Source organism: Labrenzia sp. C1B70, from assembly GCF_000475395.1.
GTDB classification, from domain to species: Bacteria; Pseudomonadota; Alphaproteobacteria; order Rhizobiales; family Stappiaceae; genus Roseibium; species Roseibium algicola.
The window spans coordinates 300,492-312,836 of the sequence record NZ_AXCE01000062.1 but is presented as its reverse complement, the minus strand read 5'-3'; the positions used below and the strand labels follow the sequence as shown (position 1 = coordinate 312,836).

Sequence of the window (12,345 nt, the reverse complement as noted above, 5' to 3'; positions counted from 1 at the left end):
ATGCGTTCCTTTGAAGAAATAGAAGCACTGGCCGCGGAGAAGAAAGGCGGACCGGCAGCACTCAATGCTCTTTTGGCAGAGCATAATGCGCCCAGGTCTGCGGAAGAACTGGAGAAGGTCGGTGACGATCGCTGGCTGGCCATGTTCACCAAGTGCGTGTTCCAGGCCGGTTTCAGCTGGAAGGTGATCGACCAGAAGTGGCCGGGTTTCGAGGAAGCCTTCGAGGGGTTCGACGTTCCCCGCCTCGCCTTTCTCCCTGATGAGGCCTTTGAAGCGCTGCTCGGCGACAAACGCATCGTCCGCAACGGTGCCAAGATCCGATCTGTTCAGGAAAACGCGATTTTCCTCAAGGACCTAGCGACCGAACACGGCAGCGCAGCCGGTTTTTTCGCGCATTATCCCGTCAACGACCAGATCGGCCTGATGGAGCTGCTCAAGAAGCGCGGCAGCCGGCTTGGTGGCAACACAGGGCAAATTGCCTTGCGCTTCATGGGCAAGGAAAGTTTCGTCCTCTCCGGCGATGTGGTTAACGCCCTGATCCGCGAAAATGTCATCGAGAAGGACGCGATGTCGAAAAAAAATCTCACCGCGATTCAAGCCGCCTTTAACGAATGGAAAGCAACTTCCGGTCGTCCTCTGAACGAAATCAGCAGAATTCTGGCCTTTTCGGTCGGGACAAGTCATTAACTTCTCATTCAGCTTTTACGATTGTAAACAAAGCCTTGATTCAAAGGGAATTTTTGTACCATCAGCTTAACCGCTGATTTACCAAACCCGGTAACCATGACACTCGAAATTGCGTGAGGTATTGCGTCGCAATGAGTGTACTGCGTACCGGGGTGTCCTTCGCGGCACCCCGCCTATCAAATGAACCGGAAGCTGGTGCTTCCTGGCTGAACACGATCCTGAAGGGCGACTGCGTTGCCGCCCTTGAGAAACTGCCGTCCCGGTCTGTTGACCTGGTCTTCGCGGATCCGCCCTACAACCTTCAGTTGGGTGGCGATCTGCACAGGCCGGATCAGTCAAAGGTGGATGCCTGTGACGACCATTGGGACCAGTTCGAAAGTTTCGAAGCCTATGACGCTTTCACCCGGGCCTGGCTTCTGGCCGTCCGGCGGGTGATGAAGGCGGATGGCTCGCTGTATGTGATCGGTTCGTATCACAACATCTTCCGGGTTGGCGCGATCCTGCAGGATCTCGGCTTCTGGATCATGAATGACATCGTCTGGCTGAAGTCCAACCCGATGCCGAACTTTCGCGGCAAACGGTTCACCAATGCCCACGAGACCATGATCTGGGCGGTCAAATCGAAAGATGCGAAGCCGACCTTCAATTACGATGCGCTGAAGACCTTTAACGAGGATCTTCAGATGCGCTCCGACTGGCACCTGCCGCTGTGTACCGGTACCGAGAGGCTGAAGGGCAAGGACGGGCAGAAGGTGCATCCGACCCAGAAACCGGAGGCTCTGCTCTACCGCGTACTGACGGCCTCCTCCAAACCGGGAGATGTCGTGCTCGACCCGTTCTTCGGGACGGGCACCACCGGGGCTGTCGCCAAGAAACTTGGCCGCCACTATGTCGGCGTGGAGCGTGAGCAGGACTATATCGACGCGGCCACGGCTCGTATCGAGGCCATCGAGCCTGGCGATGCCGCATCGCTGGAAATGCAGCAGGGCAAGCGGGCGCTGAAACGCATCCCGTTCGGCACGCTTCTGGAAAGCGGTCTGCTGCAGCCGGGGACGGAACTCAGCTGCCCGAAAGGCAAGCATCTTGCCATCGTGCGTGCCGACGGCTCGCTCAAGTCCGGCGATCATACCGGCTCGATCCACAAGGTCGGTGCTCTGGTACAGGGTCAGGAGGCCTGCAATGGCTGGACCTTCTGGCACATCAACGAGGGCGGCAAGACGTCACCCATCGACGATCTCCGCAAGGAAATCAGATCCCGCCTGCAGGCATAAGCAGGCACTCCAAAGAGAGACTTCGCGTTCCCCGCGAGATCGACTTAGCCCCGTTTCCCAGAAAAGGAGACGGGGTTTTCTTTATGGAATACGGGAACGGTACCTCGATCAGGCGCTTTTGTATTTCACGTCCGGCGCCCAGACATCCAGCCATTGCAGGATCTCGTCGGCACCGATGGGCGGCGAAAAATAGAAACCCTGGAATAGACGGCAGCCACAGTTTTTCAGGAACTCCAGCTCCTCGCGGGTTTCAACGCCTTCCGCCAGAACGTCCAGCCCCATGTTCTTGGCCATTGCCAGCATGGCGCCGGCAATTCTCTGCATCTTCGGGTTCCTGTCGAGCCCGGAAACGAACGAGCGGTCGATCTTAAGCGTCGCGACCGGTGTTTCGATCAAGGTTGCGATGGAGGAATGTCCGGTGCCGAAGTCATCGAGGGCCAGGGCGAAACCTGCCTGTTCCAGGTTACGGCACTGGGCAATCAGCTCCTGATCCGACTGGTCGAAGAGGATCGATTCCAGCAGTTCCAGCTGAATGTCCCCGGGCTTCAAACCCGCGGCGGCAAGTTCGGCATGCAAGATCGCAACAAACTCCACCGACCTGAGGTTCGATGCCGTCACGTTCAACGAGAGCTTGCCTATGTCCCTGCCGGCGGATTTCCAGGCAGCAAAATGGGTGAACGCCTTGCACCGCACCTGCCGGTCGATTTCGGACATGATGTTTGCCCTGGTCGCCGTTTCCAGGAAACGGGCCGGTGGCAACACCCCTTGTTCTGCCGTCTCCCAGCGCGCGACCACCTCCAGGCCGCACACCCGACCCGTGACGATATCGATCTGCGGCTGAAAATAGGGAACGAACTGGCTGCGTTTCAGACCTTCTTCGATCTGTGAGACCAACCTGCTCGTCTCCTCGTGCCGCCGGATCATCTCCTTTGACAGCAATTTGACGGACGACCGGGTGACCTTTGCATCGTAAAGCGCGATATCGGAATTCGCGATCAGCCTGTCGGCGTTCTGCACTTCGCCGGGATGAAACAGAACCACGCCTATACTCGCGCTGACCTGGCAGCTGTGCCCGTTGTAGCGGATCGGCATGGCGATCGCATTCAAGAGGCGCAGCGCCGTGGCATAGAGGCTTTCCTTGTCCGGAGGCTCTGCCAGAAACAGGGCAAACTCATCACCGCCAAGCCGTGCAGGAAGGTCGTTCGGACCGCATATCGCCGACAACGCCTCGGCCGTCTGCATCAGGATCATGTCGCCCGCGGTATGGCCGAAGTTGTCGTTGACCGACTTGAATTCGTCGAGGTCGATGTGAAGGAGCGCAAACACGTGCCCGGTGTCGGCCAGCTGCAACGCCTCTTCCAGACGCCGGTGCAGTGCCCCTCTGTTGGCAATCTCCGTCAGCGGATCCTGTGAGGCCTTCTTTTCCGCTTCGATCTTCGCCGCCTTCAATGCGGTTGCCATCTTCTGGCTGTCCTCCAGAAGCGTGCGCTGCGCTTCGAAGGAGTAGAAGAGATCGATGGAGAAGTCGTTCGGTTTGAAGTCGGTTTCCGTCAACCCGAAACGTTCCACGACCTGTGACAGGTGAAGACCGAAGGACAGGTCCAGAAACACCGTGTCCTCGTCCGCAGCAGCAAGGGCGAAACCACGAAACTGTATAGGCTCGCCATCCTGCGGACATGCGGAAAGGACCAATTTCGTGCCGAGCCTTTCGCGAACACAGGCCATGGATCTGACGTTACGCGGCCGCTCAACCGTGAAGACATCGAACAAGCTTGCTCCCGACGCTTCCGGCCCGAGGATCCGTTCAAGGGTCGGGCCCAGTCCACTGATCCGGCCGCAATTGTCCAGAACAACATGCATGGGAAAAAGCATGTCGATGGCCTTGCAGGTCAGATCGAGTTTGGATGCTGTCGAATTCCGGCCTCGGTTCTCATGGGCTTGAGTGCAGTGTCGAGGATCCGGATTTCAAAGATGTCGTGATCCGCCTGTTCCGATTTCACCGCGACCTGGTTGACCTCGATGCTCTCACCGGTCTCCTTGGCGAGACCATGCAGAAGTCCGACGACCATCGGCGCCAGTCCGTCACGATCGGAATAGTAGTGCAGAATGCAGGATCCATCTTCCTTCTGGTCGACCTCGAAGGACGGCGGCTTCAGATGTGGCATCGACAGCAGGATCCGGTCGTGCATGTCATCGAGCCCTTTCAACTGCTCGATGAAGGAATTGCCGGCGAGGCGCATCAGATTGCCGAAATGCGAGGCGCCTGCGTATTCGACCCAGTATTTTCCAAAGATGCTCAGGACGTCCGATGCAGGCAGGCCGGTAAAGCTGCAGATGGCACCGACGAGCTTGTAGGTGATGGCATCGTCATAACTCGACATTCTTTCAAATTCGAGTTCCTCCAGGCCCGCGGTTTCGCAAATGCTTTGCCAGGCCTCGGGTCCGTGGTTGTCCAGAATGAAGGTGCGAATGCCTTCGTTCACCATTCCATACATGCAGACTCCTCCAGAGTTAGCATTGTGAGTATACGAATTTGCTTACGGCAGCATTAATCAGTTCCAGACATATGTCTGTTTTTAACTGCCATTACTGACAAACAATCACTACTTCCGCGCGAGTTTTCCGATTTAATTACCCAACGTTTCTTTTTCTCCAAATAACCCATTGAGAAAAACAACAATGAATACCTGAAACTCTTGCCGAAAGAAGGTGCATCGTTTGAGGTACCGGAAAGGCAATGCAAACCTTCGTGTCCGGCTCGGCCGCGTCTTCGGTTCGGCCCCTTGCCGGACAGACGGCTTGCAATCGCCATGCAATCCCTCCATCCTCCGCGATCAATCGAGCGTTCATGGGAGGAACGACCCGACGGTTTGAAACCGGCGCAAACGGCCGGAAGACCCGAGGTCGGCGGTCGCATTTATGAAGGACCATGTCGAGACAGTTCTGCGAACCGTGCAATCGGGATCGGCGCCTGCGCTGTCCCGGATTGCAGCCTCGTGGCGCAGATCGATCGACAAGCACGGCCTAGACCCTGCCGCCCACAAGGCGCCTCAGCGCATGGGGGACGACCAGCTTTACCGGCGGCGGGAAGAGACAGGTGCCTTCCTGAAAATCGCCACGCCGAAACTGGACCAGTTATTCGGCCTGGTCGGTCAGTCCGGCTGCACGGTTCTGCTGACCGACGCGGAGGGGGTTGTGCTCGACCAGCGCTGCATGAGCGCCGATGCGGACATCTTTCAGGACTGGGGTCTCAGCCAGGGCACCGACTGGAGCGAAGCCGCCGTCGGCACAAACGGCATAGGCACCTGCCTTGCCGAGGAACGCAATCTGATCGTCCACCGGCAAGAACATTTCCTGGCTCGCAATGTCGGCATGAGCTGCATGGACGCGCCGATCTATGGTCCGGACGGCAGGCTCGCCGGAGCACTCGATGTGTCTTCTGCCCGTTCCGACCAGACGGAAACCTTCAACCGGCTGATCGCAGCGATGGTCTCGCAGACTGCAAGACAGATCGAGATCGAAACCTTCCGCGCCGCCTTTCCTGCCGCCCGTATCATCGTCGCCGACGGGGAAACCACCGATACCGCAATGCTGCTTGCCGTCGACGCCGACGACATCGTTCTCGGGGCAACGCGCGCTGCCAGGAAGGCCTTTGGGCTTGGTGCAAGCGGCCCTCTGAAGCCCCTGCCCGCTTCCGATCTGCTTGGCCGCGAGGATGGCCCGAGCGGCTTTGAGAAGGCCGAAAGGGCTGCCGTCATTCGTGCACTGGCGCGGGCCGGCGGCAACGTTTCCGAAGCCGCGCGCGCGCTCGGCATCGGCCGGGCAACCCTTTACCGGCGAATGAAACGGCTGAACATAGACTGATATCCCTGCTAACCTGTCTCAGAACTGAGACACATGCCGGACACAGGCATCTGCCCCCTTCTACCACTGCGCAAGTTCCTCCGGCACAGTCCGCCCATTCCCGGTGGAGGACCGGGACCTTCGGCCCGTCGCAGCTTCGGTTGCCTGACCGCCGATCTTGTGGAGGAACCCAGATGAATCAGATGCCCAGTTTTTCCGTCGACACGACGTCTCCGTTCAAGTCCCGCTATGACAACTATATCGGCGGCAAATTCGTTGCGCCTGTAAACGGACGGTATTTCAACAACATCACGCCGATTTCCGGCGCCACCGTTTGCGAAGTCGCCCGTTCCGATGCCGCTGACGTTGACCTGGCGCTTGATGCGGCCCATGCGGCCAAGGAAGCCTGGGGCCGGACCCCGGCAGCAGAGCGTGCCAATATTCTGCTGAAAATCGCCGATGTCATGGAGCAGAATCTCGACATTCTGGCCAAGGCCGAAACCTGGGACAACGGCAAGCCGATCCGCGAAACCACGGCAGCCGATATTCCGCTTTCCGTCGACCACTTCCGTTATTTCGCAGGCGTTCTGCGCGGCCAGGAAGGCTCCATGTCGGAGATCGATGCCGACACCATTGCCTACCACTTCCATGAGCCGCTCGGCGTTGTCGGGCAGATCATTCCCTGGAACTTCTCCATCCTGATGGCTGCCTGGAAACTGGCTCCGGCGCTCGCCGCCGGCAACTGCGTCGTTCTGAAACCGGCCGAGCAGACCCCGGCGGCAATCATGGTGCTGGCGGAGCTCATCGGCGGCCTGCTGCCGGATGGCGTTCTCAACATCGTCAATGGCTTTGGTGCAGAGGTTGGCGCCCCGCTCGCCAAGTCAAATCGCATCGCCAAGATCGCCTTTACCGGGTCGACCGAAACCGGCCGGATGATCATGCAATACGCAACCGAGAACCTCATTCCGGTAACGCTGGAACTGGGCGGCAAGTCGCCGAACATCTTCTTTTCCGACGTCATGAGCGAAGACGATGCGTTCCTCGACAAGGCCATCGAGGGCTTTGTTCTGTTCGCCTTCAACCAGGGTGAAGTCTGCACCTGTCCGAGCCGCGCTCTGATCCAGGAAGACATCTACGAAGCCTTCATTGAACGGGCGATCGCCCGTGTGAAAGCCATCAAGCAGGGTGACCCGCGCGCCATCGAGACCATGGTCGGTGCCCAGGCCAGCCGCGAGCAGCAGGACAAGATCCTGTCCTATCTGACCATCGGGGTCGAGGAAGGTGCACAAGTGCTGTGCGGCGGCGCGGAAGCGAAGTTCGACGGCGACCTTTCCGGCGGCTTCTACGTTCAGCCGACCATCCTGAAAGGCCACAACAAGATGCGGGTCTTCCAGGAGGAAATCTTCGGCCCGGTGGTGTCCGTCACCACATTCAAGACCGAAGAAGAAGCCCTGGCGATTGCAAACGACACCATGTACGGCCTCGGCGCGGGCGTGTGGTCGCGTGATGCCAACCGCTGCTACCGGTTCGGCCGCGCCATCGAGGCAGGCCGCGTGTGGGTGAACAACTATCACGCCTACCCGGCCCATGCGGCCTTTGGTGGCTACAAGCAGTCCGGCATCGGCCGTGAGACCCACAAGATGATGCTGGATCACTATCAGCAGACCAAGAACATGCTGGTCAGCTACAACCCGAACAAACTCGGGTTCTTCTAAAGACTGCCGGCGTTACCCGATCTTGTCCTGGCAGTGATGCGGGGCAGTCTTCGAAAGAAGGCTGCCCCGTTTTCCGTTGAAGCTCCGGGAACGGCAGCCTGTTCATCGTCAAAGTTCTTCTGCAATCTCTTCCAGCAGATCTGCAAGCGCCTCAGGCTCGCTCACCATGGCATCGTGGCCTGTCGCGATCCGAGAGACCGGCCATCCCTTGGCCTGTGCCCGGGCCAGCGCGACTTTTGCCGGCGGATACGGCGGGTCAGTGCATTCGATGTAATGGGCTGGAAGACCGTTTCCGACCGGGTGCTTCAGGTCCAGTGCCGTGGTGAAGGTCCGGAACGGGTGCGGTGTCAGGCGCGGTTTCAAAAAGGCAACGTCGTCTGGCTTCGTGATGCCAAAACTTTCCGGCGGGGCTGGCGGCAGCGACAGGCCACCGCTGCTGGTTTCCGCCAGCTTCCTGCGGTCTTCGGCAAGATCTTGCGGCAGAAGATCGAACCAGGTTTCCCCACTCTCCAGCATAATCGCGTCGAGATAGACCAGCTTCGCGATGCGCTCCGGCACGAGGTCCACAACTCCGGTGATCGGAATGCCGCCAAAGCTGTGGCCGACTAGAATGACGTCCGCCAGGTCCTCGAACTGAAGATGGCGCACGATATCTTCCACGAAGGTCCGGATCGTGATGTCCGGCGAAAGCAGATGCGAGCGCTCACCAAGGCCCGTCTGCGTTGGTGCGGTCACGCTATGCCCACGTGCCCGCAGGATGTTTGCCAGACGCGACCAGCACCAGCCGCCATGCCAGACACCATGGACGCAAACGAAAGTCTGCTGTTTCAAGAGCCCCTCCCCGCTTCACCGCCTATTCGGCGGCTTCGGCCGCCATCTGGAAATCGCGCCGTACCTTCAGTTTGTGCCCGACTTCGACAATGGCTTCCAGTGCCGGAATCAGATCCTGACCCAGATCCGTCAGCTCATATTCAACGGAAGGTGGCGATGTCGGGCGGACATGGCGCAACAGCACGCCGCGGCCTTCCAACTCTGAAAGGCGCTGTGACAGTACCTTGCCGGACACAGGGGGAATATCCGCCTTCAGCTCGTTGAAGCGGCGGGGACCTGCCCGCAGGCTCCAGATGACGTTGGGTGCCCAGGCTCCGGAAATCACCTGCATGCACTGGGTCAGACTGCAAGGAGTCGGTGGTTTCGGGCTCAGATTCTTCCGCATTTTCAAGGCCATGGGCACCACACGATCTTCAAGGGTCCAAGGTCACGCGGGAACCATCAGGTTTCTGCCCGGTAACTCGATAATGCAAGTTACCAATAGAAACCTACTTGTCAATGGTGACTTCAAAAGACACCTTCCGGGCATCGATACAAACCAAGGAGCCAATCGATGAAACTGTTCTACAAACCCGGTGCCTGTTCCATGGCTGCTCATCTCCTGCTCAACGAAGCCGGAGCCACCTACAGTCTCGAAAAAGTCGATACGACCGCGGGTCTGACGGAGACCGGCGCAGCATACGCGCAGACCAATCCGCGCGGCTACGTGCCGGCACTTCGGTTTGAGAACGGTGACGTTCTGACGGAAAACGTTGCCATCCTGCATTGGCTTGGCGAGCAGTACCCGAACTTTGCGACGGATACAGCAGGCAAGCCGCTCGACCGGTTCCGCGTGCTGGAATTGCTCAGCTTCCTGTCCTCAGAGCTTCACAAGGGGTTCAGTCCGTTCTTTTCCGGCAAGGAATTTTCTGAAGCAGAAGCAGCTGAAAACAAGGCAAAGCTGAATACCAAGCTCGGCCAGTTCGACGCCTTGCTGGCCAAGGGCGGCGACTATCTTTTGGGAGATACCTTCTCCGTTGCCGACGCCTATGCCTTTGTCATCTTGAACTGGACAAACTTCATCGGCGTGTCTCTTGGCGACTGGCCGAAGACGGCAGCCTATGTTGAGCGCATCCGCGCTCGCCCGGCCACCCTGAAGACCCTTCAGGAAGAAGGTCTGGCGGCATGAGCAGTGCCCTGACCGCGCTGGAAAAGGTCATATCCGACTATTTCGACGCGCTTTATCACTGCGATACCGGCCTGCTGCAGCAGGTGTTTCACGAGAAGGCAATCTACGCCACGGCGGACGAGACTCCCCTGCTCTATCGCACGATGGCCGAATATGTACCGGTCGTCGCCGCCCGCCAGTCGCCGGCGTCCCGGGGCGAGGAGCGCCACGATGTCATCGACGAGATCCAGTTCGCCGGTGAGAACACGGCCTTTGCCAGAGTTCGCTGTTCGATCGGCAACAACGATTTCACCGATTTCCTGACCTTCGTGCGGGACGAAGGCCGCTGGCAAATCATGGCGAAGATCTTCGAAATCCGACCACGCAACGAAGGAGTGGCCTGACATGCCTTACGTGAATATCCAGGTGACCCGTGAAGGGGTGACAGCGGAGCAGAAAGCCAGGCTTATCAAAGGCGCGACGGACCTACTGGTTGACGTTCTCGACAAGAACCCGGCAACCACCTTCGTAGTGATCGAGGAAGTGGACCTTGAGAACTGGGGCGTCGGCGGCCTGCCGGTGGAAGAATACCGGGCAAGGCAGCAGGAAAAACAGGGCTGAACGGTCAAATGGAAGCCGGGATAATCCCGGCTTCTTTCTTTGTCGCGTTGCGCTTCCCTCTTTCAGTTCCTCGCCACTGTCCGGAAAACTCTGGGCTATTTCGTTCGTTCCAAACATTCGTCATTGCAGGGCGCGACCCTGCAATCCATGCCGTGACCGTGCCTCAGCCAGAAGCCTCAATTGGCGGATGGGGAACGGCATGGATGCCATGGTCGGGCCATGGCATGACGGAGGAAGTGGAGAGGGATGATGGGAAGGCTGAATGGTGCTCATCTGGACGTCACCAAACAAGTGCAAAGAGTTTTTGCTGTTGTCCAATCAACGCGAGAATGGTCTGTCTGAGAAGACACATCGACATCAAAGCAGATCTCTCACATGCCCCGCACGCTTTATCAAACCATCCTCGGCCCCGAGTTCGACAAGGTTCCGGCAGAAATCCGGCGGATGCACAGCTTTGCGCGGGTGGCGCGGGGCACCGCGGATGTAAGCCGGGGAAGCTCGTGGGGCGCAAGACTGATCTGCCGGCTGGCGAAGTTGCCGGAAGCACGGATGGGTGTTCCGGTCGAGACCAGCTTTGAACCTATCGTGGGTGGAGAGCGCTGGACCCGGCGGTTTGACGGGCAGCCGTTCCAGACCGACATGATGGCCGGTAAAGGCGACGCGTATCCCTGCATGCTCGAGCGCCTTGGACCGTTCCTGTTCAAGATGCGGGTAACGGCAAGTGAGAAGGGCATCGACATCACCCCGGCAGAGGTTTCGCTTGGACCGCTTCCGCTGCCGCTGCGCCTTGCTCCGAGAGCGGTCGGGCGCGAGCGTGTTGTCGATGGAAGGTACAGTTTCACCGTAGAGGTGACCTTCCCGCTGATCGGGAAGCTCTTCGGCTACAACGGCCGGCTGGAGCCGGCCGTTCTGATCGATGATGCAAAAGCCGTCTGACCGGCCTCACTCGAAGCCGACCAGGGCCTTACGGCGTTTGCCGACAGAAATCGACAAACGGTCGTTGGCCTGAAGATCGCCGGTGGCAATGCGGCGGCGCGCGTCGTCGACGATCTGGTTGTTGAGGCGAACGCCTCCACCTTCCACGAGCCGCCGTGCTTCGCCGTTGGATGCTGCGAAGCCAACCGCGACCACAAGCTCCAGAAGGCCGAGACCGTCTGCCAGAATTTTCAGCGGCAGACTGTGGGTCGGTTCCAGGATCTCGCCTTCGCCCGAAAACAGGGCATCGCCTTGCTGCAAGGCGCCGCGCGCTTCTTCCGGGCCATGAACGATTGCCGTCACCTGGGTTGCCAGGATCTTCTTGGCTTCGTTCAGCTCCGCCCCTTCCAGCGCCGCCAGTCGTTCGATTTCGCTCATCGGCAGCTCGGTAAAAAGGCGCAGGCACTTGGCGACGTCGGCATCGGCGGTGTTGCGCCAGAACTGCCAGAAGCCGAAGGGCGACAGGTGTTCGGGGTGCAGCCACACGGCACCCGCAGCCGTCTTGCCCATCTTCGCACCGCTGGCGGTGGTCAGCAGGGGAACAGTGAGGCCGTGCAACTTGCGGCCATCACGGCGGCCGAGTTCCACACCATTGACGATGTTGCCCCATTGATCGGATCCACCGACCTGAAGCGCACAGTCATGACGCTTTGCCAACTCCAGAAAATCAACGGCCTGCAGCATCATGTAGCAGAACTCCAGAACCGTCAGCGGCATCTGAGCATCGAGGCGCGACTTGACGCTGTCGAAGGTCATCATGCGGTTGACGGTGAACTGGGAACCATAGTCGCGGAGGAATTCCAGGAAGCGGAATTCATTGAGCCATTCCGCATTGTCGACCAGCAAAGCCCCATCTTCGCCGTTCATATCCACGAGACGCTCAACGGATCGTCGTATGCTCGCGATGTTGGCTGCGATCTGGCGTTCTTCCAGCATCGGCCGGGCATCCTTGCGGAAACTCGGATCGCCGATCTGACTTGTGCCACCGCCAAGCACGACGATGGGACGATGGCCGAGCTTCTGCAGCCAACGCATGGTCATCAACGGCATCAGGTGGCCGACATGAAGACTTGCCGCCGTGGCATCGAACCCGGCGTATGCGGTGATCGGCCCTTGTGACAGCGTCTGGTCGAGCGCCTCGATATCCGTGCATTGGTGCACAAGACCACGTTCCAGAAGCACGGCAAGTGCTTCTGATTTGAGTTTTGTCGCCGGTTTGCCGGCTTCGATCATATGTCTGGTCATTTTTCGCTTC

The 12,345-nt window shown here is 58.9% G+C and carries 14 protein-coding genes; 8 read left to right on the top strand and 6 right to left on the bottom strand.

The genetic code is table 11. The features are described 5' to 3' along the window. Both Q666_RS62335 and Q666_RS62330 read left to right on the top strand, forming a co-directional pair. The gene (locus Q666_RS62335; RefSeq protein ID WP_023001981.1) at window positions 1-687 is read left to right on the top strand and encodes a DNA-3-methyladenine glycosylase I; all 687 of its coding nucleotides are present in this window, start codon (window positions 1-3) and stop codon (window positions 685-687) included. Between the two features lie 131 nt (window positions 688-818). Beyond that, window positions 819-1,958 (top strand): site-specific DNA-methyltransferase, encoded by a 1,140-nt coding sequence (locus Q666_RS62330; RefSeq protein ID WP_023001982.1) that lies wholly within the window; start codon window positions 819-821, stop codon window positions 1,956-1,958. Window positions 1,959-2,066: 108 nt separating this feature from the next. Here Q666_RS62330 and Q666_RS62325 read toward each other — a convergent pair whose 3' ends face one another. From Q666_RS62325 to Q666_RS66125, 3 genes are read right to left on the bottom strand one after another with little or no spacing between them, the layout of a single operon-like run. Next, window positions 2,067-3,830: an EAL domain-containing protein gene (locus Q666_RS62325; protein WP_031269720.1), complete on the bottom strand. Its 1,764-nt coding sequence runs from the start codon at window positions 3,828-3,830 to the stop codon at window positions 2,067-2,069. 17 nt (window positions 3,831-3,847) lie between these two features. Continuing rightward, window positions 3,848-4,453 (bottom strand): heme NO-binding domain-containing protein, encoded by a 606-nt coding sequence (locus Q666_RS62320; protein ID WP_023001984.1) that lies wholly within the window; start codon window positions 4,451-4,453, stop codon window positions 3,848-3,850. 53 nt (window positions 4,454-4,506) lie between these two features. Continuing rightward, on the bottom strand, window positions 4,507-4,770 hold the full coding sequence (locus tag Q666_RS66125; protein ID WP_152533461.1) for a hypothetical protein: 264 nt from the start codon (window positions 4,768-4,770) through the stop codon (window positions 4,507-4,509). A gap of 107 nt (window positions 4,771-4,877) precedes the next feature. Here Q666_RS66125 and Q666_RS62315 point away from each other — a divergent pair, with 107 nt between their 5' ends. After that, the gene (locus Q666_RS62315; protein WP_023001985.1) at window positions 4,878-5,822 is read left to right on the top strand and encodes a helix-turn-helix domain-containing protein; all 945 of its coding nucleotides are present in this window, start codon (window positions 4,878-4,880) and stop codon (window positions 5,820-5,822) included. A gap of 173 nt (window positions 5,823-5,995) precedes the next feature. After that, window positions 5,996-7,516, top strand: a complete 1,521-nt coding sequence (gene adh / locus Q666_RS62310) for an aldehyde dehydrogenase (protein WP_023001986.1) — start codon at window positions 5,996-5,998, stop codon at window positions 7,514-7,516. Between the two features lie 108 nt (window positions 7,517-7,624). Here adh and Q666_RS62305 read toward each other — a convergent pair whose 3' ends face one another. Both Q666_RS62305 and Q666_RS0134280 read right to left on the bottom strand, forming a co-directional pair. Further along, entirely contained in the window at window positions 7,625-8,347 is a 723-nt protein-coding gene (locus tag Q666_RS62305) for an alpha/beta fold hydrolase (RefSeq protein WP_023014631.1), read from the bottom strand. Between the two features lie 22 nt (window positions 8,348-8,369). Further along, entirely contained in the window at window positions 8,370-8,678 is a 309-nt protein-coding gene (locus Q666_RS0134280; RefSeq protein WP_023001988.1) for a helix-turn-helix domain-containing protein, read from the bottom strand. A 222-nt stretch (window positions 8,679-8,900) separates the two neighbouring features. On the opposite strand from Q666_RS0134280, the gene Q666_RS62300 reads away from it, so the two are divergent. The 4 genes from Q666_RS62300 (at window position 8,901) to Q666_RS62285 (ending at window position 11,051) form a co-directional block, all read left to right on the top strand. Beyond that, window positions 8,901-9,515, top strand: a complete 615-nt coding sequence (locus tag Q666_RS62300; protein ID WP_023001989.1) for a glutathione binding-like protein — start codon at window positions 8,901-8,903, stop codon at window positions 9,513-9,515. Next, a complete protein-coding gene (locus Q666_RS62295) occupies window positions 9,512-9,898 on the top strand; it encodes a nuclear transport factor 2 family protein (protein ID WP_023001990.1) in 387 nt (128 codons plus the stop codon). Before Q666_RS62300 ends, Q666_RS62295 begins: the two co-directional genes overlap by 4 nt. A gap of 1 nt (window position 9,899) precedes the next feature. Beyond that, window positions 9,900-10,115, top strand: coding sequence for a 4-oxalocrotonate tautomerase family protein (locus tag Q666_RS62290; protein WP_023001991.1), 216 nt, complete (start codon window positions 9,900-9,902; stop codon window positions 10,113-10,115). Window positions 10,116-10,490: 375 nt separating this feature from the next. Further along, entirely contained in the window at window positions 10,491-11,051 is a 561-nt protein-coding gene (locus Q666_RS62285) for a DUF4166 domain-containing protein (protein WP_023001992.1), read from the top strand. Window positions 11,052-11,057: 6 nt separating this feature from the next. On the opposite strand, the gene tyrS is transcribed toward Q666_RS62285, so the two are convergent. Beyond that, window positions 11,058-12,335 (bottom strand): tyrosine--tRNA ligase, encoded by a 1,278-nt coding sequence (gene tyrS / locus Q666_RS62280; RefSeq protein ID WP_023001993.1) that lies wholly within the window; start codon window positions 12,333-12,335, stop codon window positions 11,058-11,060. Between the last annotated feature and the right edge of the window lie 10 nt (window positions 12,336-12,345).